The 23,723-nt window shown below is 45.1% G+C and carries 31 protein-coding genes; 20 read left to right on the forward strand and 11 right to left on the reverse strand.

Features of this window, described 5'->3' with window-relative positions:
• Positions 1–2: 2 nt before the first annotated feature.
• Positions 3–881 (reverse strand): 4-hydroxy-tetrahydrodipicolinate synthase, encoded by an 879-nt coding sequence (gene dapA, locus ACT6R0_RS05895; protein ID WP_444652157.1) that lies wholly within the window; start codon positions 879–881, stop codon positions 3–5.
• A 1-nt stretch (position 882) separates the two neighbouring features.
• Entirely contained in the window at positions 883–1,401 is a 519-nt protein-coding gene (locus ACT6R0_RS05900) for a DUF6913 domain-containing protein (RefSeq protein WP_444652158.1), read from the reverse strand.
• Positions 1,402–1,451: 50 nt separating this feature from the next.
• Here ACT6R0_RS05900 and ACT6R0_RS05905 point away from each other — a divergent pair, with 50 nt between their 5' ends.
• Together ACT6R0_RS05905 and ACT6R0_RS05910 are read left to right on the forward strand one after the other, a co-directional pair.
• Positions 1,452–2,246, forward strand: a complete 795-nt coding sequence (locus ACT6R0_RS05905; RefSeq protein ID WP_444652159.1) for a 5'-nucleotidase C-terminal domain-containing protein — start codon at positions 1,452–1,454, stop codon at positions 2,244–2,246.
• Complete coding sequence (locus ACT6R0_RS05910) at positions 2,246–3,154, forward strand: bifunctional metallophosphatase/5'-nucleotidase (RefSeq protein ID WP_444652160.1); 909 nt, start codon at positions 2,246–2,248, stop codon at positions 3,152–3,154. The genes ACT6R0_RS05905 and ACT6R0_RS05910 overlap by 1 nt, the downstream gene beginning before the upstream one ends.
• A 117-nt stretch (positions 3,155–3,271) precedes the next feature.
• Here ACT6R0_RS05910 and ACT6R0_RS05915 read toward each other — a convergent pair whose 3' ends face one another.
• The 4 genes from ACT6R0_RS05915 to ACT6R0_RS05930 form a co-directional block, all read right to left on the reverse strand.
• Entirely contained in the window at positions 3,272–3,559 is a 288-nt protein-coding gene (locus tag ACT6R0_RS05915; RefSeq protein WP_444652161.1) for a hypothetical protein, read from the reverse strand.
• A 139-nt stretch (positions 3,560–3,698) separates the two neighbouring features.
• Positions 3,699–3,893 (reverse strand): ArsR family transcriptional regulator, encoded by a 195-nt coding sequence (locus ACT6R0_RS05920; protein WP_444652162.1) that lies wholly within the window; start codon positions 3,891–3,893, stop codon positions 3,699–3,701.
• Positions 3,894–3,950: 57 nt separating this feature from the next.
• Positions 3,951–4,397: a hypothetical protein gene (locus tag ACT6R0_RS05925; protein ID WP_444652163.1), complete on the reverse strand. Its 447-nt coding sequence runs from the start codon at positions 4,395–4,397 to the stop codon at positions 3,951–3,953.
• Positions 4,398–4,408: 11 nt separating this feature from the next.
• The gene (locus tag ACT6R0_RS05930; protein ID WP_444652164.1) at positions 4,409–4,681 is read right to left on the reverse strand and encodes a hypothetical protein; all 273 of its coding nucleotides are present in this window, start codon (positions 4,679–4,681) and stop codon (positions 4,409–4,411) included.
• A gap of 121 nt (positions 4,682–4,802) precedes the next feature.
• Here ACT6R0_RS05930 and nadC point away from each other — a divergent pair, with 121 nt between their 5' ends.
• The 4 genes from nadC (at position 4,803) to priA (ending at position 9,738) form a co-directional block, all read left to right on the forward strand.
• Entirely contained in the window at positions 4,803–5,660 is an 858-nt protein-coding gene (gene nadC / locus ACT6R0_RS05935; RefSeq protein ID WP_444652165.1) for a carboxylating nicotinate-nucleotide diphosphorylase, read from the forward strand.
• The gene (locus tag ACT6R0_RS05940) at positions 5,660–6,586 is read left to right on the forward strand and encodes a YihY/virulence factor BrkB family protein (protein WP_444652166.1); all 927 of its coding nucleotides are present in this window, start codon (positions 5,660–5,662) and stop codon (positions 6,584–6,586) included. The genes nadC and ACT6R0_RS05940 overlap by 1 nt, the downstream gene beginning before the upstream one ends.
• Positions 6,587–6,607: 21 nt before the next feature.
• On the forward strand, positions 6,608–7,036 hold the full coding sequence (locus ACT6R0_RS05945) for a DUF2147 domain-containing protein (RefSeq protein WP_444652167.1): 429 nt from the start codon (positions 6,608–6,610) through the stop codon (positions 7,034–7,036).
• Positions 7,037–7,290: 254 nt separating this feature from the next.
• Entirely contained in the window at positions 7,291–9,738 is a 2,448-nt protein-coding gene (priA, locus tag ACT6R0_RS05950; protein ID WP_444652168.1) for a replication restart helicase PriA, read from the forward strand.
• 66 nt (positions 9,739–9,804) lie between these two features.
• On the opposite strand, the gene ACT6R0_RS05955 is transcribed toward priA, so the two are convergent.
• Complete coding sequence (locus tag ACT6R0_RS05955) at positions 9,805–10,503, reverse strand: LytR/AlgR family response regulator transcription factor (RefSeq protein WP_444652169.1); 699 nt, start codon at positions 10,501–10,503, stop codon at positions 9,805–9,807.
• A 176-nt stretch (positions 10,504–10,679) separates the two neighbouring features.
• On the opposite strand from ACT6R0_RS05955, the gene rpsF reads away from it, so the two are divergent.
• The 8 genes from rpsF (at position 10,680) to rlmH (ending at position 16,010) form a co-directional block, all read left to right on the forward strand.
• Positions 10,680–11,024, forward strand: coding sequence for a 30S ribosomal protein S6 (gene rpsF / locus ACT6R0_RS05960; RefSeq protein WP_444652170.1), 345 nt, complete (start codon positions 10,680–10,682; stop codon positions 11,022–11,024).
• A gap of 2 nt (positions 11,025–11,026) precedes the next feature.
• Positions 11,027–11,323, forward strand: coding sequence for a 30S ribosomal protein S18 (rpsR, locus tag ACT6R0_RS05965; protein ID WP_020211613.1), 297 nt, complete (start codon positions 11,027–11,029; stop codon positions 11,321–11,323).
• 15 nt (positions 11,324–11,338) lie between these two features.
• Positions 11,339–11,785, forward strand: coding sequence for a 50S ribosomal protein L9 (gene rplI / locus ACT6R0_RS05970; RefSeq protein WP_444652171.1), 447 nt, complete (start codon positions 11,339–11,341; stop codon positions 11,783–11,785).
• Positions 11,786–11,886: 101 nt separating this feature from the next.
• The gene (locus ACT6R0_RS05975) at positions 11,887–12,354 is read left to right on the forward strand and encodes a DUF6495 family protein (RefSeq protein ID WP_444652172.1); all 468 of its coding nucleotides are present in this window, start codon (positions 11,887–11,889) and stop codon (positions 12,352–12,354) included.
• A gap of 102 nt (positions 12,355–12,456) precedes the next feature.
• Positions 12,457–12,606 carry a hypothetical protein gene (locus tag ACT6R0_RS05980; protein ID WP_444652173.1) on the forward strand — a complete coding sequence of 50 codons (150 nt, stop codon included), beginning with the start codon at positions 12,457–12,459 and terminating at the stop codon, positions 12,604–12,606.
• 78 nt (positions 12,607–12,684) lie between these two features.
• Positions 12,685–13,257: a hypothetical protein gene (locus ACT6R0_RS05985; protein ID WP_444656143.1), complete on the forward strand. Its 573-nt coding sequence runs from the start codon at positions 12,685–12,687 to the stop codon at positions 13,255–13,257.
• 170 nt (positions 13,258–13,427) lie between these two features.
• On the forward strand, positions 13,428–15,422 hold the full coding sequence (gene ligA, locus ACT6R0_RS05990) for an NAD-dependent DNA ligase LigA (protein ID WP_444652175.1): 1,995 nt from the start codon (positions 13,428–13,430) through the stop codon (positions 15,420–15,422).
• A 114-nt stretch (positions 15,423–15,536) separates the two neighbouring features.
• Entirely contained in the window at positions 15,537–16,010 is a 474-nt protein-coding gene (gene rlmH / locus ACT6R0_RS05995; protein ID WP_444652176.1) for a 23S rRNA (pseudouridine(1915)-N(3))-methyltransferase RlmH, read from the forward strand.
• A gap of 52 nt (positions 16,011–16,062) precedes the next feature.
• Here the strand turns inward: rlmH and folP are convergent, their stop codons facing one another.
• Positions 16,063–16,887: a dihydropteroate synthase gene (folP, locus tag ACT6R0_RS06000; RefSeq protein WP_444652177.1), complete on the reverse strand. Its 825-nt coding sequence runs from the start codon at positions 16,885–16,887 to the stop codon at positions 16,063–16,065.
• Positions 16,888–16,971: 84 nt separating this feature from the next.
• Here folP and ACT6R0_RS06005 point away from each other — a divergent pair, with 84 nt between their 5' ends.
• The 6 genes from ACT6R0_RS06005 to tpiA all read left to right on the forward strand — a co-directional run bounded on the left by ACT6R0_RS06005 (position 16,972) and on the right by tpiA (position 21,841).
• On the forward strand, positions 16,972–17,514 hold the full coding sequence (locus ACT6R0_RS06005; protein WP_444652178.1) for a DUF1599 domain-containing protein: 543 nt from the start codon (positions 16,972–16,974) through the stop codon (positions 17,512–17,514).
• Between the two features lie 66 nt (positions 17,515–17,580).
• On the forward strand, positions 17,581–18,663 hold the full coding sequence (locus ACT6R0_RS06010; RefSeq protein WP_444652179.1) for a MauE/DoxX family redox-associated membrane protein: 1,083 nt from the start codon (positions 17,581–17,583) through the stop codon (positions 18,661–18,663).
• 9 nt (positions 18,664–18,672) lie between these two features.
• The gene (locus ACT6R0_RS06015) at positions 18,673–19,749 is read left to right on the forward strand and encodes an ABC transporter permease (protein ID WP_444652180.1); all 1,077 of its coding nucleotides are present in this window, start codon (positions 18,673–18,675) and stop codon (positions 19,747–19,749) included.
• Positions 19,750–19,867: 118 nt separating this feature from the next.
• A complete protein-coding gene (locus tag ACT6R0_RS06020) occupies positions 19,868–20,413 on the forward strand; it encodes an STM3941 family protein (protein ID WP_444652181.1) in 546 nt (181 codons plus the stop codon).
• Positions 20,414–20,585: 172 nt separating this feature from the next.
• The gene (locus ACT6R0_RS06025) at positions 20,586–21,086 is read left to right on the forward strand and encodes a TlpA family protein disulfide reductase (protein ID WP_444652182.1); all 501 of its coding nucleotides are present in this window, start codon (positions 20,586–20,588) and stop codon (positions 21,084–21,086) included.
• Positions 21,086–21,841: a triose-phosphate isomerase gene (tpiA, locus tag ACT6R0_RS06030; protein WP_444652183.1), complete on the forward strand. Its 756-nt coding sequence runs from the start codon at positions 21,086–21,088 to the stop codon at positions 21,839–21,841. The genes ACT6R0_RS06025 and tpiA overlap by 1 nt, the downstream gene beginning before the upstream one ends.
• Positions 21,842–21,975: 134 nt before the next feature.
• Here the strand turns inward: tpiA and ACT6R0_RS06035 are convergent, their stop codons facing one another.
• From ACT6R0_RS06035 to ACT6R0_RS06045, 3 genes are read right to left on the reverse strand one after another with little or no spacing between them, the layout of a single operon-like run.
• Positions 21,976–22,560: a chemotaxis protein CheB gene (locus ACT6R0_RS06035; RefSeq protein ID WP_444652184.1), complete on the reverse strand. Its 585-nt coding sequence runs from the start codon at positions 22,558–22,560 to the stop codon at positions 21,976–21,978.
• Positions 22,542–23,351, reverse strand: coding sequence for a CheR family methyltransferase (locus ACT6R0_RS06040; protein ID WP_444652185.1), 810 nt, complete (start codon positions 23,349–23,351; stop codon positions 22,542–22,544). The genes ACT6R0_RS06035 and ACT6R0_RS06040 overlap by 19 nt, the downstream gene beginning before the upstream one ends.
• A 6-nt stretch (positions 23,352–23,357) precedes the next feature.
• Positions 23,358–23,720, reverse strand: coding sequence for a response regulator (locus tag ACT6R0_RS06045; protein ID WP_444652186.1), 363 nt, complete (start codon positions 23,718–23,720; stop codon positions 23,358–23,360).
• Between the last annotated feature and the right edge of the window lie 3 nt (positions 23,721–23,723).

Genomic DNA, 23,723 nt, shown 5'->3' on the forward strand with positions numbered 1-23,723 from the left:
AGTTAGCCGATCTTCTTGACAAAAGCACTCAGCCTGCCTGCCAGATCTTCGTTAACATTCACAAGCGGCAATCGTACCGTATCGCTACACACGTCCAATTCCTTAAACACGTGTTTTATGCCTGCCGGGTTGCCCTGCTCGAATATCATATCGATTGAATCTGCCAGTAAATAATGGAGCTTGTAGGCTTCGTCCACCTTGCGTTCAAGGCCGAGCTTCACCATCTGGGAGAATTCTTTAGGGAAACCCTCGCCAATTACTGAGATCACCCCGGCGCCACCGGCAAGTACCATCGGCAGGGTTATCATGTCATCGCCGGATATTACAAGGAACCCTTCCGGAGCGCCCTGTATCAGCTTCATGGCCTGTACGATGTCGCCGGCAGCTTCCTTAATGGCAACTACGTTAGTAAAGTCTTTTGCCAGGCGTATCACGGTTGACGGAAGCATGTTGCTGGCGGTCCTGCCCGGTACGTTATACAGGATAACCGGTATTGGAGATGCTTCGGCTACAGCCTTAAAGTGCTGATAGATGCCTTCCTGTGTTGGTTTGTTATAATAAGGCGAAACCGATAGCACTGCCACGAATGCCGAGAGATCACGGGTCTTTAGCTCTTCCACCACTTCGGCAGTATTATTGCCGCCCACACCCAATACAAGCGGCAAGCGGCCAGCATTGGCTTCGATAACGGTTTTTATTACAAGTTCTTTTTCTTCTTTATTCAGCGTGGCCGCTTCAGCCGTAGTACCCAGTACCACGAGGTAGTCGATGCCGCCATCTATCTGGAAATTCACAACATTCTTCAATCCGTCCACATCAACGGAAAAATCTTTTTTGAAAGGCGTGATAAGGGCTACACCCGTGCCAATAAGTTGCTGCATGTTATAGTTTTTTTAGTATTTTCAGGTATTTGAACAGTTCCGAAACAAATTCGGGGTATTTCTCGGCCTGGCTGCTGATCATGAAATGGTTCAGGCGGTTGTCCACACTGGAAAAACCCACTTTAAAATTTGCCTTTGACTTGAGCGTAGCCAGTACCAGCGGTGGCTTCTCCACATCATAAAAACTGATAAGCATGTCGAATGGTGTTTCGATGAACTCCGCCACATCGGGCTTTTCAAAATTGCCCGTCACTGATATGTCCTTCCGAGTGAAATGGCAGCAGTCCACGATCTCTTTTGGCTTTACCCGCTCCTTGAAACTTAACGTTCTTATGTTGTTACGGTCAATGCCATTGGCCATTAATTCTTTAATAAGCTGCTCCTTGTCAGCAAAATAGCTTTCATCAATGATCACTCCTACCCTGTGCACCACATCCGGCGATGACACCGGCTTGTAATGGGATAACTTTTTCTTAATGATCTTTTTTAAGCTAAAATCTTTAATAAACTTTAAAAACATAGTACTTTTACTTGTCGAATACAAAATTAATCCAAATATACCTCTCCTCAATGACAATCTCAAAAAAGTATGATACTTCCCTGAGGCGATTTTTTCTGTTATTAACGATGTGCGGGCTTATGGCCTGCGGTACATCAGGCTTCCACAATTCTAAGATCGAAGGAAAGAAGGTGCCGGTTACCGCCGAATATGCTGATACGCCGGAGATCGAAACCTTTATAAAACCCTACCGCGACCATATCAATAAAGACCTGGACAGCGTGCTCTCCTATTCACCGGAAACCCTTGATAAGTCCAAACCCATTGATAAATGGCAGACTCCGATAGGCAACCTGATGGCAGATGTAACGCTGGAAGCCGCCGATAAAGTATTGTTTGCCCGCGAAAAAAGGCATGCTGACATCTGCCTGCTCAACAACGGCGGCATACGGGCGATATTGCCAAAAGGCGATGTAACGGCACGCACGGCTTTTGAGATCATGCCTTTCGAGAACAGCTTAGTGGTAATTGCGCTCAAGGGAGAGCAAATACGCGAGATCGCCGATTACCTGATAAAAGAAAAAAAACCGCATCCGCTGGCCGGGATGGAGATCCGCCTTGACAAAGACGCTACAATAGTAAAGGGCATTACCGTGAAAGGAAAGCCTTTGGAACTGAATAAAATATACAATGTCGCCACATCTGACTACCTGTCGAATGGTGGTGATAATATGGAATTTTTTAAACAGGGCATTGCCATTTACGACCTCGACTACAAGCTGCGCAACGTATACATCGACTATTTTAAGTCGACCGACACTATCCATGCATCAAGATCGTTGCGTGTAATAACCGAAAAGCAATAATGAAAAGAAGGGACTTCATACAAAAAACAGCTGCCGGCAGCGCGCTTGTGTTAGGCGGATTGTCACTAAGCAGCTTTGATAGTAACGACACCAAAAAACTTGTCATACTGCATACCAACGATGTGCACAGCCACATCGATCCATTCGCCATAGACGACCCCAAATACCCCAACATGGGCGGGGCGGCACGCAGGGCAACGCTCATAGAACAGATACGCCGTGAGAACGCCAATGTACTGCTGTTCGACGCAGGCGATATTTTCCAGGGTACTCCGTACTTTAACTACTATGGCGGCGAACTGGAGTTCAAGCTCATGAGCATGATGAAGTACGACCTTGCTACGATGGGCAACCACGATTTCGACAACGGAATAGACGGGTTCAACGCAATGCTGCCGCATGCTAAGTTCGATTTTGTATCAGCCAATTACGATTTTAAGAATACAGTACTCAACGGCATTGTAAAGCCGTATAAGATATTCCATAAGGACAGGCTTAAGATCGGCATTTTCGGGCTTGGCGTGGAACTGCAGGGCCTTGTGGATAAAAAGCTGTACAAGGAGACTGTTTACCTCAACCCTATCGAGATAGCGCAGGACATGAGCCGCATCCTGAAGGTCAACGAGAAGTGCGACCTTGTTATATGCCTGTCGCACCTCGGCTTTATTTACGCCAATGAAAAGGAAAAAATAAGCGACCTTATGCTTGCCTGGAAAACGAAGAACATCGACCTGATCATCGGCGGCCATACCCATACCTTCCTGACCAAGCCGCACCTTGAGAAAAACCTCGACGGGCAGGATGTAATGATCAATCAGGTGGGCTGTTATGGTATCAACCTCGGGCGCATTGACTTTACATTTGACAAAGGGAAAAAGTCGGCGGAAGGAAGGACGATAATAGTTTAGGGTTTAGGGGGTTTGCTGACGCAATTTGCAAGATAAAAATTTAACTGCACGAGCAAGATACCCGTGCTAGCGGATGCTTGGGCGGGCAACAAAAATCACGAAGATCCAAATAGTGAATTAATCTGTTTTAACTCTTAATTTTCCTGCATAGTGCTTTACCTCGTATCCGTCTACTTTAACCAGATCTACCTTAAGTTCCTCAGCAGACCTGACATTCACATCAATAGACCCATCCTTATTTAATGGAACCAAACCATAATTTTTATTCGGATCAACTGAGGGTAACTTCAGTATACTGTCATTAGCATATGTTTTAGGGATGATGTCAACGCTCTGTAATGTCAGCACTGTTAAGCAGGCAGCTATAACTGTCAAAACTGTTTTCGTGTATTTGTCTGTAGTCATATATTGTTTTATTTAGAAGTGTAAGTATAGGTATTTTAAACTGATTTAAAACTGTCAAATCAATAAAAACAAAACATTTACTATCTTCTGTGACCTTTGCTAATCGACTTAGGGGTGTCTAAAATAAATTTCCCATAAATTACTCCTCCTTTATCAGTGACAGGTCAACACCCAATTTGGTAAACTCTTTCTCTCCTTTTGAAGTGATGTAATACTGTTTGTCTGATGCCTGCTCTTTGGCGATCCATCCTTTTTCGATGAACTGCTCCAACAATAACGAGCCCAGCTTTCCGCCAAGGTGGGAATAGCAGGTTTTTGCAGGTTTGGTTTTCATGTTATTTGTTTTTATATTACGAACAAGATGGTAGCGATGGCCAGGATTAATAGCTATTTACGATTTGTTTTTTTTTATATAATTGACAATAAGTATGATTAGTGAAGTAACTACCGTAAATATTAGCATGTATCCTAGAAAAATAGCCAGTAAGATTTCCAATGTTTCGTCAGAAAAAAAATCTTCCCTATTTAATAGTGCAGCTGCCGATGGTATTGCTACAATATATATTGATATTAACAAAAATATTGCGAGAGTTATGGTTTTGAATGGCAACAATACATTTTCTTTCTTATCGAAAGCCATTATAAAGGCAGAGGCTATGGGCATTGCAATAAATACTAATATTCCTGCAATATCGCTTGGCTCGTTTTCAAAAACAAATTTGAAAAAAATAAAAAAACCAACCAACACCCCGAAGTTAACTGCGTAGAATATCCTAAACCTTTTCCATGGCTTTGGTATTGGGGTAGTGAAATCTTCTTCATTAAGGAGGTCTTGCATTGCGTTCAGAATCAGGAATTATCAGCATTCTCCGTTTTAAGAAAAGTAAATGGTAAAATCATTTCATAAATTACTCCCGCGCCAAAAAGGATATATCCTGCGAGTTCAATCCATCCCCTTATTATTTCCTGCCGGAAATATTTTTCCAAGCTTTCCACAGAAGGATTATCTGTAAAACCTTCGGTAAAAATATAACGATAAACGAATCGGGTCCCGATAATAATCAGTCCCACGACTTCGATAACCCTAAACAAGCATCTTGTTAGCTTACTTTTAAATTTCATAATTGGCAAGCAGAAGATTTATTTATAAGTACTTTTCGTTCGACGAATATACAATTTCATTTTCTTTATGGTAAAAACCCATTAAAAAAATAATTGTACCTTAGCCCTACAAACAATTCCAATGATCTCAGACATTCAATTCCAAAACGAACTCGACATCATCATAGCCAATGCCATCCGCGAAGATGTTGGCCCCGGCGACTACTCCTCCCTTGCCTGCATACCCGCCTCCGCTACCGGGAGGGCTAAGCTATTGGTTAAAGACACCGGCATACTCGCGGGTGTGGACTTTGCCAAACAGGTGTTTAATTATGTTGACCCTGCGCTTGAGATCGAAGTTTTTATAAATGACGGCACCCCCGTAAACTATGGCGATATCGCCTTTCACGTTTCGGGCAGTTCGCAGAGCATCCTTAAAGCCGAACGCTTGGTGCTTAACGCCATGCAGCGCATGAGCGCCATTGCCACCAAGACCAAAAAATACGTTGACATCCTTGAGGGAACGGGCACTAAAGTACTCGACACCCGCAAGACCACGCCGGGCATACGCGCCCTGGAAAAGTGGGCTGTTAAGATCGGCGGCGGGGAGAACCACCGCTTTGCCCTGTATGATATGGTGATGCTCAAGGACAACCACATCGACTTTGCCGGGGGCATTACCCCTGCCATACAAAAAACGCACGAGTACCTCAAGGCGAACAGCCTAGATCTCAAAGTGATCGTTGAGGCACGCAGCATCGACGAGGTATGCGAGATCATTTCGAATCCGGGCGTGCACCGCATATTGCTGGATAATTTCGATTACGACCAGACACGAGAGGCCGTAGCCCTCATCGGCGATCACTGCCAAACGGAGTCTTCCGGCGGCATCAACGAGGATACCATGCGCCACTATGCCGAATGCGGTGTCGACTATATTTCGTCGGGCGCGCTTACGCACTCGATCTACAACATGGACCTTAGCCTTAAAGCCTTTTAATGTCTATTGAGCTGGAACATAGGCTGGAACGCATTCCGGTAGTAAAATACCTCGTAAGGTTTGGCAAGAGCATCAAAATACCTTATGGTGAAGGCCTTACGCTGTACCACTTGCTCGAGCTGTACATTACGGGCATCGTAAAGGGCGATATTTCCTATCGCGCGGGCGCCATCGCGTTCAGCTTTTTCATGTCGCTGTTCCCGTTCGCGCTGTTCCTTTTCAACCTCATAGCCTTCATTCCCATGCAGGGTTTCAAAGAAGACTTCATGCTTTTTGTCCACGATAATGTTCCACCAAATACTTACGACGCTATTGCCGGCATCATCGCCGACATTATGACCGACAAGAAGCCCAACCTGCTCTCCTTTGGTATCGTGCTGGCCATTTTCCTGATGAGCAATGGCATGAACGCCATATTGAGCGGCTTCCAGAGCAGCCTGCATATTACCATCAAACGCACCTATTTCAGGCAGTACGCGCTGGCCATTGTATTGTCGCTGGTTTTCTCGGTCATCCTGATCATTACCGTGGCGGCCATCGTAATACTCGAATATTTCATCCAGAAGCTCACCGCGCAAAGCTGGCTTGAAGACGACCTATGGCTTCTCAGGCTCATACGCTACGCCATCCTTATCTTCATGATACTGACCACTACCTCTTTATTATTCAAGTTTGCCGCCAAAGAGACAAAGCAGGCCGCATTCTTCAGCTATGGGTCAGTTTTCAGTACTGTTTTATTTGGCTTAACTTCTTACCTTTTTGGTATTTACGTATCGCACTTCGCAAAGTATAATGAGCTGTACGGCTCAATTGGCACGCTGCTTGTATTGATGTTATATATATGGATCAACTGCTTCATTTTATTGCTTGGGTTCGAATTAAATGCGCTTATCCATAAATTGAAAAGAAAAAATTTATATATTTAACAAAACTAACGACATTAAATTATGAAGAAAGCATTCCTGACACTATTGTTCGTTGCCATCGGAGGCTTGTTCTCCGTGCAGGCACAGGTTACCGGAAAGTGGAAAACCATTGATGACGAAACGGGTGAGCCGAAGTCGATCGTAGAGATCTACGAGCAGAACGGCAAGATCTACGGCAAAGTGGTCGAGATCCTTAACCCTGCCAAGAAGAACGCAAAATGCACCAAGTGCAAAGGGGCCGACAAGGATAAGCCTATCCTTGGGCTGGTGATCATCAGGGGCCTTGAAAAGGACGGTGATGAGTGGACCGACGGTGACATCCTGGACCCGAACAAAGGTAAGTTGTACAGCTGTACCATCGAAATGGACGGAAAGGACAAACTGGAAGTGCGCGGCTACATGGGCATCTCGCTTTTGGGACGCAGCCAGACATGGCACAGGGTAAAGTAAACCTTGGTTTACGATCGACATTTGGAGGAATAATAAAGCTACATACAATATAAACACTCTTTCGGGAGTGTTTTTTTTTGGCTCAACCCTAACCGATAATATATACCGATAGATCAAGGTCAGGTGCAGTGCCTGCGTCTCTACCTTACGATTTAAATTTATGGAATTAGTGTAATTCACCGCAAATACACGGCGACTGCGACTGCAAACTTTTTATTTATCTTTGCTGTATATAATCCACTCACATCCTGTATATGCCACATTTCATCGAAGCCATCCTCCCCCTCTCTGTCCCCAAGACCTTTACCTATGCTATAACAGAAGCCGAATACGGATTCCTAAAACCCGGTATGCGTGTAGCTGTGCCATTTGGGCGGAACAAAATATATACGGGACTGGTCGTGGGACTGCACCAAAACCCTCCGCAAACCTATGAGGCAAAGGAGATCCATCAGATACTCGATGATCATCCTCTTGTTACCCAGATCCAGCTGGCGCATTGGCAGTGGGTCGCGAATTATTATATGTGCAATATAGGCGATGTTTATAAATCAGCCATGCCCAGCGGTTTTTTGCTTGAAAGCGAGACCATCATTACCCAGCATAAGGATTACGATGCCGAAACAAACGACCTGACCGACGACGAATACTTAGTATACGAAGCGTTGCAAAAACAGTCGGCACTGAAGGTGCAGGAAGTTTCCAATATCCTTAATAAAAAAACGATACTCCCCGTAATTAACCGGCTCATCGCAAAAAATGCTATCGCCCTTCAGGAAGAAGTTTCTGAGAAATATAAACCGAAAAAACTGCGATACATCCGCCTTTATGAAGAGTTCATGCGCGATGAGCAGCTATCCGAACTTATGGAATTGCTATCCAGGGCACAAAAGCAGCGCGAAGCTGTATTGCAGTACTTTCAGCTTAATGCTGCAGAGAAAAAGCCCATTACTGCTAAAAAGCTCAATGATGCAGGTATTACGCCTGCTGTAATAAGATCACTGGTAGACAAGGACATTTTTGAGGAATACTATCTTGAGGAAGACCGGGTTGCTTTTGAAAGCAGCGATAATTCAGGCTTCGGCCTCAGCCCGAAACAGAAAGATGCATTTGACGAAATAAAGCAGAGCTTTGAGCAGAAAGAAGTTACATTGCTGCATGGCATCACCTCCAGCGGCAAGACGGAAATTTACATCAAGCTCATTGAAGAATACATTAACAGCGGACAGCAGGTGCTGTATCTCCTGCCCGAGATCGCACTTACCACACAGCTCGTTGTCCGGCTAACGGCCTACTTTGGCAATGAGGTGGCGGTCTTCCATAGCAAATACACAAACAACGAACGCGTAGAGGTATGGAACCAGGTGCTTGCTGCTTCGGAAAAGGCAAAGGTGGTCATTGGGGCAAGGTCGGCGCTGTTCCTGCCCTTCCAGGACCTGGGCCTTATCATCATCGATGAGGAGCATGAACCTACCTTCAAGCAACAAGACCCTGCTCCGCGCTACCACGCCCGCGATGCCGCCATTGTTTTAGCGAATTCGCATAAGGCTAAAGTGCTGTTGGGGTCGGCCACACCGTCTATCGAGACCTATTACAATGCCACCAACGGCAAATACGGTTATGTAGAACTGAAGGAACGGTACGGTAATGTGCTTCCGCCCGAGATCGTGCTCATCGACCTGAAGGACAAATACAAGCGCAAGCAGATGACAGGCCATTTTAGCGACCTGATGATCGAGACCATTACCGACACACTTTCGCGGGGCAAGCAGGTGATACTTTTCCAGAACCGCCGTGGGTACTCGCCCTGGATGGAGTGCCTTACCTGCGGGCACGTACCCCAATGCCCGCAATGCGACGTGAGCCTTACCTACTATAAATATAAAAGTGTGCTGCGATGCCATTACTGCGGCCACCACATCGCCAAGCCCACCCATTGCCACCAGTGCCATTCGCCCGACCTTGACACCAAGGGCTTTGGCACCGAACAGATCGAGCTGGAACTGAAGACCCTTTTCCCTGATAAGCATTCGTGGCGCATGGACCAGGACACGACGCGGGGCAAGCATGGCTACGAGAAGATAATCGACTCGTTCAGGAACCAGGAGATCGACATACTGGTAGGTACGCAGATGCTTGCCAAGGGGCTGCATTTTGACAATGTAGAGCTGGTGGGGATAATGAATGCGGACAATATGCTTTATATGCCCGACTTCCGTGCCTTTGAGCGCGCCTATCAAATGATGGTACAGGTTTCGGGCCGCGCGGGCAGGAAAGGCGGCCGGGGCAAGGTATTGATACAAACCTACAATCCTTTACACAACATCATACGCCAGGTGACCGACAGCGATTATGAAGGGATGTATAAGGAGCAGCTATATGAGCGCCATAATTTTAAATACCCGCCATTCTTCAGGCTGGTGCGCATTACGCTGCGCCACAAGGACTATGAAAAAGTAAGGGATGCCGCAACATGGCTGCACAATGTACTCTCACAAAACCTCGGAGTAACGGTGTTAGGGCCTGAAGAACCTGGCATTAACAGGATACGGAATGAATACATCCGCACTATTATGATCAAGATACCGCAGGGAGCAGCACTGGGCGGTACCAAAAGATCGATAGAGAAGGTACTGGGAAGCTTTGAGGCTGTGCCGCAATACAGGCCGGTAAAAGTAACGCTCAACGCCGACCCATATTAAACGGAACATCCTAATAATGCAGCATACGGACTGCACCGATATGGCATTATTAGGACGTTCTATAAATTATGATTGCTTATTCAGCGCGTTGGCAAGATCTTCCTTTTTGTTCCGGCTGAGCGGTATCTGGGTTTTGCCGATCTCGGCAAACTTGCTGTTGAAGCGCTGCACCTTGTCGATATTTATAATAAATGACTTGTGCACCCTCAGGAATTTGTCGGGCGGGAGTTCGTTCTCAAAAGCCTTCATGGTAGACAGCACAAGGTGGGTATCGTCTTCGGTATTGATCTTCACATAATCACCAAAAGCCTCGATCCATTTTATTTTGGTAATATAGACTTTAAAGTTCTTAAGGTTGCTTTTCACAAAGATGAATTCGCCTTCTTCTTCGGCACCGTCTTTTTTCATGGCATGCATCTCGATGGCTTTTTGCACTGCCTTGTTAAAACGCTCCTTATTAACGGGCTTCTGCAGATAGTCTACCGCGGCATAGTCGAATGCTTTCAGTGCATAATCGGATTTTGACGACACAAATATGATCTGTGGCCTTGTCCTGAGCCCGTCGAGAAGGTCAAAACCGGTTTGTACCGGCATTTCAATGTCGAGGAAAAGCAGGTCGACCGGCTTGGTCATGATGCAGTTGCGGGCTTCCTGCGCATTGGAAAAGTCGCCCACAAGGTTGAGTTCAGGGTGCTCATTAACAAGTTTGGCTACGGTGATCCTGTGTATTGTGCTATCGTCAACAACAACACAGCTAAGTTTCATTTGTCATGCTCAGTTATAATGTTCAGTAATTGGTATAGGTTTTTTTAGCTTGGGATAACACAAATATAATCAAAAAAAAAAGTGTTTAACGTTTTAAAAAGCAATTTTGGGGGTTGCACAATAAATATTAATTACTACCTTTGCACCCAATTTTATAACATATAAATATTCGAATCATGAATCACTATGAAACTGTTTTCATTTTGAATCCCGTTTTATCTGAGACCCAGGTAAAGGAAACAGTAAGCAAGTTTGAAGATTATCTTACTTCAAGAGGTGCCCAGATCGTGTCTAAAGAAGACTGGGGACTTAAAAAATTAGCTTACGAGATCCAGAACAAAAAAAGCGGATTCTACACATTATTGCAATTCCAGGCTCCGGCAGAGATCCTTATCGGATTTGAAACTGAGTTCCGCCGCGACGAAAGGGTTATGCGTTTCCTAACCGTAACACTTGACAAGCACGCCATCTCATGGGCAGAAAGAAGAAGAGATAAACTAAAAGCAGCTAAAGCAAACTAATCATGTCAACAATAGAGCAGTCAGCTAAAGGAAAAAAAGACGGGGATATCAGGTATCTTACGCCTTTGAACATAGAAACGAACAAGACTAAAAAGTACTGTCGTTTCAAAAAATCAGGTATCAAATATGTAGATTACAAAGATCCTGATTTCCTATTGAAATTTGTAAACGAGCAGGGCAAGATCCTTCCTCGTCGCCTTACAGGTACCTCTTTGAAATACCAAAGGAAAGTATCTGTAGCTGTGAAAAGGGCACGTCACCTAGCGTTAATGCCATATGTGGCGGATTTACTAAAATAATAAGGAAGCAATATCATGGAACTTATACTTAAACAAGACGTACAGAACCTGGGTTTTAAAGATGATGTAGTTACTGTAAAAGCCGGATACGGCCGTAACTTCCTTATCCCACAAGGATTTGCCCAAATGGCAACTCCGTCAGCTAAAAAAGTTTTGGCTGAGAACCTTAAGCAAAGGGCTTTTAAAGAGCAAAAGATCGTTAACGATGCAAAAGCTACTGCTGAAGCGCTTAAAGCACTTGAAATTAAACTTACTGCAAAAGCAGGAGGCGAAAAACTATTTGGTTCAATAACCAATGCTGACATCGCTGAAGCTCTTGAAAAAGCAGGACAGCCGATCGAAAGGAAATTCATCACAAGCGGTATCGTTAAGCGTACCGGTAAATACTCTGCAAGCATCAGGCTTCACAGGGATGTGATCGTAGACCTTCCTTACGAGATCGTTGCCGAGCAGGAAAAATAATTTTCTGAAATATATAGAAAGCCTTCCGATCGGAAGGCTTTTTTTATTTTACAGACCCAACAACTTTGTAACTTTGCTACTTTGAAACTTTTGAACTCACAATGAAATACGCAAGACTTACCAAAGAACAACTTGAAGAGCTGCATCCGGAATTCATAAACTTCCTGGCATCACAATCTATTGATAAAGCCGAATGGGATATCCTGAAAAAGGAAAAGCCGGAAGTTGCTGAACAGGAGATCGATGTGTTCTCCGACCTGATATGGGAAAATGTAGTATCTAAAGCGGAGTGGCTGGAGCATTACTCCAAAAACCACATCTTCCTTTTTAAGCTTGACCAGGAAAAAATGGAAAGCATTATCATCCACGCCCATACACCCATGGCCGATCTCCTTACTGAAGGCGGGCTGCACTGGCTCAACGAGAACATCTTTAGCAAGGAAGTACAGATACAGCGCGGTGCCAAGCCCTTTAGCCAGGAGCGCAACACCGAGATATTCAGCCTTATCGAGCAGGGCGCCGTATTGAGCGACGGGACCTTGTACAAGCAGCTGGAGGATATGTTTTAGCGGAAGGGACTGGGGGGCTGAGAGGCTTAAGTATCTGGCTTTTTAGAAACTTAAAACAATATTCATATCTTTATATCGTAGTATAATAATAAATCCTGCGCCATGGAAGATACAATGCTGATACAGTTGACTGATAAGAAAGCTGTTAAATTGTTGCGTGATCTTGAGGAATTAGGCCTTATCAAAATTTTAGAGGAAAATATATCGCCTGATAGGATATGTGACAAAACTCTGCTTTTAAAGCCACATTAGAAATTCCATATGTGAACATGATTTGCACTTTTAAAAGTCACGAATAGCCAGCCTGAATCGCTATAAGACATTTAGATAATGAATCGTATATTGAAAATTTCCGGAATTTTTATGTTATTGATTAGTTGTAAATCAACTAAACCTACAATTTTTGATAATAATATTTTTTGGTATGATAATTTAGGAATCCGTGAAATGATTAAAGTTGAAGGGAGACTTAATTCTATAGATATCTCTGAAAAATCCCGAGTTGTAGCTTTTGGAATAAATTTATACCCTAATGAGAAAGAATTTAATTTACAGAAGCCAAAAGTTTTCTTACGGAATTCGAATACTGAATTACCTCTTAAAGTTTTTTATCAATTTAGCAATGATAGTATTAACAGACTTATACTATACGAATGGGATATTTCAGATGCTTTAGAGAGAAGTGAATTGTCTTATAATGAAAAAAGAAATTTAAACGAAAAGTGCATTTTAAAATTTAACGAAATAGTTAAGTTAATTACATCTAAACTTGGAGAGCCGAAGGAAGATACAACATCAAAATCCAATCGGAGAGAAGTCAAATGGATGGGCAAGAATGGTTTAAATGTGTTTCTAATTTCGTTTGGTCCTAATCCAATAAGGCTATCTATTTACAAAGAATAAGTTTTTATAACAGCCGCTTATCCCTCATCTTCCAGCAAGACTGTTTAATGTTGGTGTTTTCCATTATACCCTCGGAAATCGATTTTACCAAAATCCTTACATACTACATTTATAATGTTTAGATTTTCAAAAATCTTGGCTAAATTAGCACTGCAAACAAATTTCAGCCGATGAACATCGAACAGCAGATAAATGCCCTTCGTGATGAGCTTAACCAGCACAATCACAACTACTATGTATTAGACACCCCCACCATAACCGATCTTGAGTTTGACATCAAACTAAAGGAATTGCAGGAACTTGAGGCAAAGCATCCGGAATTTTATGATGCCGACTCCCCTACCCTTCGTGTTGGCGGTGCCATAACCAAGAACTTTAATACCCTACAGCACGAATACCGTATGTACTCGCTGGACAACAGCTACTCCAAAGAAGAGCTACTGGAATGGGAAAAGCGCGTGCAGCGTGGCTTGGGCACCGATAACGTACAGTATACCTGCGAGCTGAAATATGACGGGGCTTCGATGAGTATTACCTACGAGGACGGCAAGCTAAGCAAAGCCGTAACCCGTGGCGACGGTTTCCAGGGTGATGAAGTTACGGCTAATGTAAAAACCATCCGTTCGGTGCCATTGAAGCTCAAAGGCGACTACCCATCCAGATTTGAAATACGCGGGGAGATCATCCTTCCGTTGGAAGGTTTTGCGAAAATGAACCAGGAAGTAATAGCCGCCGGAGGTAGTCCGTATGCCAACCCGCGCAATACAGCTTCAGGATCACTAAAGCTTCAGGACAGTGCCGAGGTGGGCAAAAGGCCGCTCGACTGCCTGCTGTATTCGCTTGTTGGGTCGAACCTGCCTGTTAAGACACAATATGAAGGGCTTGAAAAAGCGCGCCAGTGGGGCTTTAAAGTCCCTAAAGAAGCTAAGCTGGCTAAAAACATTGAGGAAGTAATGGCGTTTATCGACCATTGGGACATACACCGCCACGATCTTCCGTATGAAACAGATGGCGTGGTTATAAAAGTAAACGATATCCACCAGCAGGAAGAATTAGGCTATACGTCCAAATCGCCACGCTGGGCTATTGCCTATAAATTTAAGGCCGAACGTGTTTCAACAAAACTCAACAGCATATCCTACCAGGTGGGCCGTACGGGGGCGATAACCCCGGTTGCCAACCTGGAGCCGGTTCAGTTGGGAGGGACTGTGGTAAAGCGCGCCTCACTGCACAATGCCGACCAGATCGAAAAACTCGACATTCGCGTAGGCGATGAAGTATTTGTGGAAAAAGGCGGCGAGATCATTCCAAAGATCATTGCGGTAGACTTTACAAAACGTCCCGAAGACGCCGCAAAAACAATATACATTGACAAATGCCCGGAATGCCTTGCCGAACTGGAACGCAAGGAGGGCGAAGCGCAACACTACTGCCCTAACTATTACGGCTGCCCTCCGCAGATCATCGGCCGTGTACAGCATTACATTTCGCGCAAAGCGATGGATATTGAAGGGCTTGGCGGGGAAACCGTGGCATTGCTTTATAATTCTGATCTGATACATAACTATGCCGACCTTTACGAACTCAAAAAAGAGCAGGTGGTGCCACTGGAAAGAATGGCAGATAAGTCGGCTGAGAACCTGATAAATGGCATTGAGGCGTCCAAGCAGATACCGTTCGAGCGTGTACTCTACGCATTAGGTATACGCTATGTGGGTGAAACCGTTGCTAAGAAGCTCGCCAAGCATTACAAGAACATCGACGATCTGGCGAATGCCTCACTAATGGACCTGATCCTCGTAGATGAGATCGGCGAACGCATCGCGCAAAGCGTGATCGACTTTTTTGCCAATGAGGAAAACCGCAAGATCATAGAGCGACTGAAAAACTATGGCGTGCAGCTTGAAACATCCGGCGGAAGCACCAGCGTGAGCGATATGCTGGCCGGGAAAATTTTTGTGGTGTCCGGTGTATTCACCAAATTCTCTCGCGACGACCTGAAGAAATCCATTGAAGATAACGGCGGTAAAGTGGGCAGTTCCATATCATCCAAAACAGATTATGTGGTGGCGGGTGATAACATGGGCCCGGCAAAGCTTGAAAAAGCAAACCAGTTGGGCGTGAAGATCATTAGTGAGGATGAGTTTATTGAATTAGTATCATAGTAGCTGCATAATATGTTACAGAGTGGCAAAGTGGCAAAGTTTTTTTGCAACACCCTGTTGTTCACTTTGTAACTTTATAACTTTTTTACTCTGCAACTTGTAACTTAAAAGGAAATGAACATCAAACTCCTCGCCATAGGTAAAACCGACAACAAAGCCCTGCAGCAGCTTATGGACGATTACATGAAGCGGCTGTCGTTCTACATCAGGTTCGAACTGGAGGTCATTCCCGACATTAAGAATGCCAAGAACATGAGTGAGGCACAGCAAAAGGAAAAGGAAGGTGACATCATCCTCTCGAAACTCTCGCCTACCGACCAGCTTATCCTGTTGGATGAGAACGGCAAAACCTTCAGCAGTGTGGGTTTTTCGGACGAGTTGCAGAAGAAGATGAACTCGGGCATCAAAACGTTGGTCTTCGTAATAGGCGGGCCATACGGATTTTCCAAAGAAGTGTATGCCAAAGCGCAGGGCAAGGTTTCGTTATCGGCTATGACCTTCTCCCACCAAATGGTGCGCTTGTTCTTTATTGAGCAGGTGTACAGGGCGTTTACGATATTGCGGGGGGAGCCGTATCATCACCAATAAGTTTACTTGTTGATTTGGTTATTTGTTGATTTGAATGCCGCTAATAAACAAATCAACCCATCAACATATCAACTATTTTTATACTTTCCTTCGCTTCCTTAACATCGTGAACACGTAGTATATTAGCACCTTTCATCAAAGCTATGGTATTCAATGCTGTTGTCCCGTTTAGCGCTTCCTGTGGGGTTATACCAAGCAGTTTGTATATCATTGACTTGCGTGACATTCCTGCCAGCAATGGCAACCCTGACATTTGGAAAAGCTCCATTTTGCCCAGCACCTCATAATTTTGCTCCAGTGTTTTGGCAAAGCCGAACCCCGGGTCGATGATGATGTCGTTTATCCCGAAACTTCGTGCCGCGGCTATCCTTGCGGCAAAATAGAACAGCATCTCTTTCACAATGTCATCATATTGTGTCAGCTTTACCATGGTTTGGGGCGTACCGCGCATGTGCATCATGATATAAGGCACATTGAGTTTACCAACTGTTTCAAGCATCTTATCGTCCAGCATTCCCGCTGAAATGTCGTTTACAATAGCCGCACCGCTCTCTACACAGGCTTTGGCTACCTCCGCACGAAAGGTATCGACAGAGATGAGCGTATCGGGAAAATGCTTCAGTACCAGCTCCACAATAGGCACTATCCTGTCCTGCTCTTCCTGCTCCGGAACGAATTCGGCATTAGGCTTGGAGGAATAGGCGCCAATGTCGATGAAGTCGGCCCCTTCACTTAGCATTTTTTCTGCCTGCGTCAATAACTGCGCTTCATCCCGGTACTTCCCGCCATCAAAAAAGGAGTCGGGCGTAACATTTAGTATACCCATTATTTTGGGTTGTGACAGATCTTTAAGCGCGCCTTTGCAGTTGATAAGCATGGTGATTTCTTTTTGCAGCCATCCTTGGGTTTAGGGGGCTTTTTTAGTACATTTGAAAAAAATACACACAAAGATAGCACTTAAATGAGTAATACCTCGCAGGAATTCGACAAGGTCATAGCCGTTTGCAGGCAGCTTTACAGCAACAAAATGAAAGACTATGGCAGTGCATGGCGCATCATGAGGCTGCCATCGCTTACCGACCAGATATTCATCAAGGCGCAGCGCATCCGCAGCCTGCAGGAAAATGATGTGCGCAAGGTAGATGAGGATGAGACCGGCGAGTTCATCGGCATCATTAACTATTCCATCATGGCGCTGATCCAGATCGATAAAGGCATTGCCGAACAGCCCGACCTTAGTCTTGAAGAAGCGGTACACCTGTATGACGAAAAAGTGCTGCTGACCAAGACACTGATGGAGGCCAAGAACCACGATTATGGCGAAGCATGGCGCGATATGCGTATCAGTTCGTTGACCGACCTTATCCTCCAAAAGCTGCTTCGCGTAAAGCAGATAGAGGACAATAAAGGGAAAACCCTAGTATCGGAAGGTATCGATGCCAATTACCAGGATATGATCAATTACGCCATTTTTGCGCTGATACTTTCGGGGTTCACCAAATAACATGTCAATAACAACTCATTAACAAAACAGGTTGCGATTCAGCCTATTTTTGAGAAAAACTTTACAATGGAAAAAAATAAAAATACCATAGCGTTAGTGATCAGGGGCCTTATCGCCTTTTTATTCCTGCTTTCGGCCGTGGCAAAAATTTACCCGTCGCCTTATTTCGCCATATCTACTTTTGAAGTGAAGCAGCTGTATCCAATGGGCTTTTCGGAAACAACGGCCGCTTACTTTTCGCGTACGCTGATAGGCATTGAGTTCGCCCTCGGCCTTCTGATACTCCAACGCAACTTCCTGAGGAAACTGGTTATTCCTGCCACGATACTGATGCTTGTGGTATTCATCATCCACCTTACCATCGACACCATCGCTAATGGCAATAGCGGCAGCTGCGGCTGTTTTGGCGAGCTGTTGCCAATGACACCTGTTGAAGCCATCATTAAGAACGTGATCAGTGTAGCGTTGCTGGTTTGGCTTTACAAGCTGATGCCTGCCGGAACAGACAAAAAGAATTTCTGGATACTTACGACCGTAACCTTTGCCTGTATACTCGGCCTGTTCATGTTAGCACCGATACAGCCAAGGACATCGGATACAGGGGTTGACGAGCCTGTTGAAACAGCAGTTGATACTGTAACTACAACCCCACCCGCGATAAACAGCACTACCACTACCCCAACTGCAACACCGGCAACACAAGCCGAACCGGCAGCGATAGAACAGCCCGCTGCTGCACAGGAGCCACCAAAGACAAAATCAATCTATTCGCAGTATTTTGCAAGTGCCGATAAAGGAAAGAAGATCATAGGGCTTTTCGCTCCCGGCTGCGACCATTGCCAGGAAACCGCAAAGTTACTCACCCAGATGAGGGCTAAAAATAAGGACCTACCGGAATTGCTCATCATATTCATGGATGAGGAAGCCGAAAAGATACCAGAATTCTTTCAGCATGCGGGGGCACAATATCCGTACAAGCTGGTAGATGTGATCACCTTCTGGAAGCTTATCGAAAACGGTGATACACCGGGCGTAGTGTACCAGTGGAACGGAAAAAAAGTAAAAATGTGGGACGGCATCAACGAGAAGGAATTTAAGAGCAGCGAACTGCTTAACCTTTACAAAAAGCCTTACGCTGAATTGAAATAACGACCAATTTTGGTAAAATACCTTTTATACAAAACAGGATATGCTCTGCTCACGCTTTTTGGTGTGGTCACTGTCATATTCTTTTTGTTTACGGTACTGCCGGGCGACCCGGCACGCATGATGCTCGACCAGAACGAGAATTCTGAGCAGCTGGCCATCATCAAGAAAAAATACGGATTTGACCAACCGGTATCGAAGCAATACCTTTACTATCTTAACGACCTCTCCCCCATTTCTTTCCACAGCACGAACGAGGGGGACTATACTTATTTATCCGATGGGAAATATACGGCAGCAAAATTGTTTACCATTGGCAATACCACTACCGTTATTAAAGCTCCATATCTTAGGGAAAGCTTCCAGAAAAGTGGCAAAAAAGTAACACAGATCATCGGCGACACACTGCCTAACACTGCAGTATTGGCATTCTTTGCTATAATCATTGCGATTGTAGTGGGCATATTTTTCGGCATTGTTTCGGCGTTATACAAAGATACGTGGGTAGACCGTACCATTGCGCTTGTAAGTACGCTGGGTATGAGCCTTCCCTCTTTTTTCGCGGCCATACTGTTCGCATGGGTGTTCGGTTTCCTGCTGCACGAATACACTCATATCGACATGACCGGAAGCCTGTATGAGGTGGACGACTTTGGTGAAGGATCCTATATTAAATGGAAAAACATCATCCTGCCTGCCATTGTGCTGGGTATCCGTCCGCTGGGTGTGGTCATTCAGCTGATGCGCAATTCACTCCTCGAAGTAATGGGCCAGGACTACATACGCACTGCCCGGGCCAAAGGACTTAGCGAGGTACGCATCATCCGGAAGCATGCATTAAAAAATGCGTTAAACCCTGTGGTTACGGCCATATCCGGGTGGTTTGCCTCGATGCTTGCGGGCGCTGTATTTGTGGAATACATCTTTGGGTGGAATGGCCTCGGCAAGGAAGTCGTAGAAGCCCTCAACACGCTCGACCTCCCGGTGATCATGGGGTCGGTGCTGGTTATAGCAACGACTTTTGTTGTTATCAACATTCTTGTAGACCTTATTTATGCCTGGCTGGATCCAAAGATCAGGCTGGGATAACTATTTATCTTAGCACGTACCTGATATAGGATACATTTATTTTTGGAGTACGGGATCATGATAGGGCTGAAATGGCCGTCCGCTACAAATTTCATTATATTTGGATAAATTTTACAATATGTCAATCCAGCCCATTATCATTCCGATCAGTAAAGGTAAGCTGGTTAAACTGTTGATTTTCTCAATCATTTTTGTAGTTGCCGGAACTTTTATTTTAAATATTGAGCCAAGTAGCCGAAGGAGCCTGATGAATATTGCCTTTATACGATATAGCGTAGCTTTTTCCGCAATTATAATGGGAGCAGTAGGCTTGATCTTCTTTATTATAAAGATATTTGACAAAAAGCCTGGTTTAGTGATCGACTCAAAAGGCATAACTGATAATGCAAGCGGGGTTAGCGCAGGGTTTATACCTTGGGAAGACATAAGGCATATTTACACTACTCAGGTTATGAGTGAAAAATTCGTATTAATTGGTGTCTCAGATCCTGAAAAATACATAAACAGGCAGACAAATTTCCTAAAGAGAAAAGCTATGAGCTTTAATAATAAAACTTACGGTTCCCCGATCTCTATCACTTCAAATGGCCTTAAAGCAGATCAGGATGAACTTCTTACAACTTTGAATGAAATGTGGGGAAAGTTTAAAGGAACTTCGGAATAATAAGTCGCTTTGTGACTTGCGATGCTATGTGAAAGAGAAATTTATAGGATCGGTGTAATTAGTTGCAACACCCAACTACATCGGTTTAGCCCTTACAAAACCCAAAATAAGCCAAATACCGCATCGCCGTGTCGCGCAGTTATCGTAAATTTGGTATTCTTAATTCAAAAAAATGAAAAAATTACTCATGTTGCCGCTGATATTCTTCGGGATGATGTCATGCTCTGAAGCGCAGGAAACATCGTTTTCCGAAGCGGCGCTCAACTCAAAAATGACTTCCGTTGGCGGAAAAGAAATAGCCTTTAAAGATATTTTGGCACAGTACAAGGGTAAGACCGTTGTGATCGACGTGTGGGCATCATGGTGCCCCGACTGCATCAAGGGCATGCCGAAGGTTCATGCGCTGCAAAAGCAGTTCACTAATGCGGTATACCTGTTCCTGTCCTATGACCGTGAGGATGCCAAATGGAAGGAGGGCATTAAAAAATATGGCGCCAACGGCGATAACTACCATGTGGGTAAAAGTATGAAGGAAGGCGATTTTGCCAAAGCGATAAAGCTCGACTGGATACCGCGCTACATGGTGGTGGACAAGACTGGAAAGATCGCTCTCTTTAAAGCCATTGAAGCCGACGACGAAAAACTGATAGCTACCTTAAAACAACTTAAATAATGAGAAAAAAGATCGTTGCAGGAAACTGGAAGATGAATAACGACAGCGCCCAGACCGAAGCGCTTATAGAGGAACTTTTGGCTAAAAAGCCGGAGCATTCCGTTGCTAAAATAGTAATTGCACCAAGCTTTATAAACCTGCAGGCCGCTGTCGAGCAAACGCATGGCACCAACATCATCGTTGCCGCGCAGAACATGCACCAGGCTGAAAGCGGCGCTTACACAGGCGAGGTTTCCGTTGGGATGCTGAAGGGGATCAAAGTGAATACCGTGATATTGGGACACTCAGAAAGAAGAGCCTACTTTGGCGAGACCAATGCACTTTTGGCCAAGAAAGTCGATACGGCATTAAGCCACAACCTTACCATTATATTCTGTTTTGGTGAGGAATTGGCCGACAGGCAAAGTGGCAACCACTTTAACGTGGTAGAGTCGCAACTGAAGGAAGGTTTGTTCCACATCAGCGAAAGCGACTGGGCAAGTGTAGTATTGGCCTATGAGCCGGTATGGGCTATCGGCACCGGCGAAACCGCTACACCTGAGCAGGCACAGGAAATGCACGCGTTCATCCGTACCCTGCTTCATAATAACATTGGCAACAAGATCGCCGAACAAACATCTATACTGTATGGCGGCAGCGTGAAGCCCGACAACGCACGCGAGATCTTCTCCAAGCCTGATGTTGACGGCGGACTGATCGGTGGGGCATCGCTAAAAGCAGGTGATTTCCTCGAGATCGTGAACGGGATGCAGTGATCTCGTTTCTACATATATTATCAAAAAGCAGTCCGGTTGGGCTGCTTTTTTGTTTGAAGCAGGTGTTTAAGTGTGTACTTTAAGTTGCTTATACCAAAGCTATACCAAGGAATAGCTTCATGAAGGCTGTGGCCCTATTTATGAATAGCCCCTCTTATGAACTCCCCTATCTCCTCGACATTTAAGACCATATCAGGTGTAAAATTCTCAATGGCATTATTGGGCATAAAAGGCATAACGGCAGTTTCCGGGTCCTGTACAATGATGGTGCCCCCGGCGTTCCTTACGGCAGCAAGGCCTGCGGTACCATCGGCATTGGCACCCGACAAAAGTATGGCGCATAATGAAGGCCCATAAACCTCGGCAGCCGACTCGAACGAAACGTCAATGCTCGGCCTGCTATAGTTCACCTTTTCAGAAGTATCAAGCGACAGTATATCGTTGTTCTCAAAAAGCAGGTGGTAATCGGATGGAGCGATGTAAATATACCCTGGCAGTATTGGTGTCTTATCCTCTACTTCGGTAACAGGCACAACGGTTTTTGCGGCGATCAGCTCCTCAAGGGTCGTGTCTTCGGAACTCTTGCGGTGCAGTATTATGGCCATCGAAAAAGATATCGATGTGAGTGGCGGCAAGATCTTCAGGAGCACTTCCAGGCTTCCTGCCGATCCTCCAATAATGAGCAGGCGGCATCCTGATATCACTTTATCTTTCTCCATATCTTCTCCCTGTTCAATTGTTCATATCGTTTGTGCATTGGCGAAAATTTAATGGTCTCCTTTGTTCCCAGCGCCAGATAGGCAAGATTTGAAAGGCTTTCATCAAACAGCTGCAGTGCCTTCTCCTGAAGGTCTTTATCGAAATAAATGAGCACGTTTCGGCACAGTATCAGGTCAAACTCGTTGAACGACCTGTCCGAAACAAGATTGTGCTGTGAGAACACCATTTTTTCAGAAAGCTCGTCCCTGAATTTTGCCCGTCCGTAGTGGGCAGTATAGTACTCTGAAAAGTCCCTTTTACCTCCCGACAGGATATAGTTTTCAGAATACTGCTTCATCATGCCCAGCTGGAAAACACCCTTACGGGCCGCGTCGAGCACCGTAGGGTTCAGGTCGGTGGCATATAGCAGTGATTTGTGCAACAGGTTGGCTTCCTGCAAAAGTATCGCCATGGAATAGACCTCCTCGCCGGTAGAGCAGCCAGCGTGCCAAACGCGTATAAAAGGCTTGGTAGCCAGTACAGGCAGCACTTCGGTACGGAGCACTTTATAGAACAGCGGATCGCGGAACATCTCGGTAACATTTACCGTGATCTCCTCCACCATCCTCTTGAAATATTCTTCATCGGAGCGTATTACAGACAAAAATTCGGCGAAATTTTTGAACCCGTCGAGGTTGTACAGCCTGTCGATGCGGCGCTTGAACGAGGCAAGGGAATAGCCGCTAAAGTCGTAACCATAGTATTCGTAGATCTCATTGATCAGCACTTCAAGTTCCCTGTCATTAACCATACGATCTTATATGGCGCTGAGCGCCTGCAATAATTTATCTACATCTATAGGTTTGGATATGTATCCATCGGCCCCGGCGTTAAGGCATTTTTCCCTGTCGCCCACCATAGCCTGTGCCGTTACCGAAATAACCGGTGTGCCAACCCTGTGCGGAATGGCTTTAATTATCGGAATGGCTTCATATCCGTCCATTTCCGGCATCATCATGTCTATGAGTATCGCGTCTATAACAGCATCGCCTTCGAGCAGCCTGATCGCCTGTGCCGCGCCCGTACAGGAGATGCATTCAAAGCCCTTGGCCCGCAGTGTCGCGCTTAGTGCGAATATATTGCGGGGGTCATCGTCTATTATCAATATCTTCTTTTTCATCCC

The organism is Flavobacterium sp. (assembly GCF_052437795.1).
Taxonomy (GTDB): domain Bacteria; phylum Bacteroidota; class Bacteroidia; order Flavobacteriales; family Flavobacteriaceae; genus Flavobacterium.

Bases quoted from the DNA above. Each gene is read 5' to 3' on its own strand.
- dapA (WP_444652157.1), bottom strand. From the start codon at position 881: ATGCAGCAACTTATTGGCACGGGTGTAGCCCTTATCACGCCTTTCAAA.
- ACT6R0_RS05900 (WP_444652158.1), bottom strand. From the start codon at position 1,401: ATGTTTTTAAAGTTTATTAAAGATTTTAGCTTAAAAAAGATCATTAAG.
- ACT6R0_RS05905 (WP_444652159.1), top strand. From the start codon at position 1,452: ATGACAATCTCAAAAAAGTATGATACTTCCCTGAGGCGATTTTTTCTG.
- ACT6R0_RS05910 (WP_444652160.1), top strand. From the start codon at position 2,246: ATGAAAAGAAGGGACTTCATACAAAAAACAGCTGCCGGCAGCGCGCTT.
- ACT6R0_RS05915 (WP_444652161.1), bottom strand. From the start codon at position 3,559: ATGACTACAGACAAATACACGAAAACAGTTTTGACAGTTATAGCTGCC.
- ACT6R0_RS05920 (WP_444652162.1), bottom strand. From the start codon at position 3,893: ATGAAAACCAAACCTGCAAAAACCTGCTATTCCCACCTTGGCGGAAAG.
- ACT6R0_RS05925 (WP_444652163.1), bottom strand. From the start codon at position 4,397: ATGCAAGACCTCCTTAATGAAGAAGATTTCACTACCCCAATACCAAAG.
- ACT6R0_RS05930 (WP_444652164.1), bottom strand. From the start codon at position 4,681: ATGAAATTTAAAAGTAAGCTAACAAGATGCTTGTTTAGGGTTATCGAA.
- nadC (WP_444652165.1), top strand. From the start codon at position 4,803: ATGATCTCAGACATTCAATTCCAAAACGAACTCGACATCATCATAGCC.
- ACT6R0_RS05940 (WP_444652166.1), top strand. From the start codon at position 5,660: ATGTCTATTGAGCTGGAACATAGGCTGGAACGCATTCCGGTAGTAAAA.
- ACT6R0_RS05945 (WP_444652167.1), top strand. From the start codon at position 6,608: ATGAAGAAAGCATTCCTGACACTATTGTTCGTTGCCATCGGAGGCTTG.
- priA (WP_444652168.1), top strand. From the start codon at position 7,291: ATGCCACATTTCATCGAAGCCATCCTCCCCCTCTCTGTCCCCAAGACC.
- ACT6R0_RS05955 (WP_444652169.1), bottom strand. From the start codon at position 10,503: ATGAAACTTAGCTGTGTTGTTGTTGACGATAGCACAATACACAGGATC.
- rpsF (WP_444652170.1), top strand. From the start codon at position 10,680: ATGAATCACTATGAAACTGTTTTCATTTTGAATCCCGTTTTATCTGAG.
- rpsR (WP_020211613.1), top strand. From the start codon at position 11,027: ATGTCAACAATAGAGCAGTCAGCTAAAGGAAAAAAAGACGGGGATATC.
- rplI (WP_444652171.1), top strand. From the start codon at position 11,339: ATGGAACTTATACTTAAACAAGACGTACAGAACCTGGGTTTTAAAGAT.
- ACT6R0_RS05975 (WP_444652172.1), top strand. From the start codon at position 11,887: ATGAAATACGCAAGACTTACCAAAGAACAACTTGAAGAGCTGCATCCG.
- ACT6R0_RS05980 (WP_444652173.1), top strand. From the start codon at position 12,457: ATGGAAGATACAATGCTGATACAGTTGACTGATAAGAAAGCTGTTAAA.
- ACT6R0_RS05985 (WP_444656143.1), top strand. From the start codon at position 12,685: ATGAATCGTATATTGAAAATTTCCGGAATTTTTATGTTATTGATTAGT.
- ligA (WP_444652175.1), top strand. From the start codon at position 13,428: ATGAACATCGAACAGCAGATAAATGCCCTTCGTGATGAGCTTAACCAG.
- rlmH (WP_444652176.1), top strand. From the start codon at position 15,537: ATGAACATCAAACTCCTCGCCATAGGTAAAACCGACAACAAAGCCCTG.
- folP (WP_444652177.1), bottom strand. From the start codon at position 16,887: ATGCTTATCAACTGCAAAGGCGCGCTTAAAGATCTGTCACAACCCAAA.
- ACT6R0_RS06005 (WP_444652178.1), top strand. From the start codon at position 16,972: ATGAGTAATACCTCGCAGGAATTCGACAAGGTCATAGCCGTTTGCAGG.
- ACT6R0_RS06010 (WP_444652179.1), top strand. From the start codon at position 17,581: ATGGAAAAAAATAAAAATACCATAGCGTTAGTGATCAGGGGCCTTATC.
- ACT6R0_RS06020 (WP_444652181.1), top strand. From the start codon at position 19,868: ATGTCAATCCAGCCCATTATCATTCCGATCAGTAAAGGTAAGCTGGTT.
- ACT6R0_RS06025 (WP_444652182.1), top strand. From the start codon at position 20,586: ATGAAAAAATTACTCATGTTGCCGCTGATATTCTTCGGGATGATGTCA.
- tpiA (WP_444652183.1), top strand. From the start codon at position 21,086: ATGAGAAAAAAGATCGTTGCAGGAAACTGGAAGATGAATAACGACAGC.
- ACT6R0_RS06035 (WP_444652184.1), bottom strand. From the start codon at position 22,560: ATGGAGAAAGATAAAGTGATATCAGGATGCCGCCTGCTCATTATTGGA.
- ACT6R0_RS06040 (WP_444652185.1), bottom strand. From the start codon at position 23,351: ATGGTTAATGACAGGGAACTTGAAGTGCTGATCAATGAGATCTACGAA.
- ACT6R0_RS06045 (WP_444652186.1), bottom strand. From the start codon at position 23,720: ATGAAAAAGAAGATATTGATAATAGACGATGACCCCCGCAATATATTC.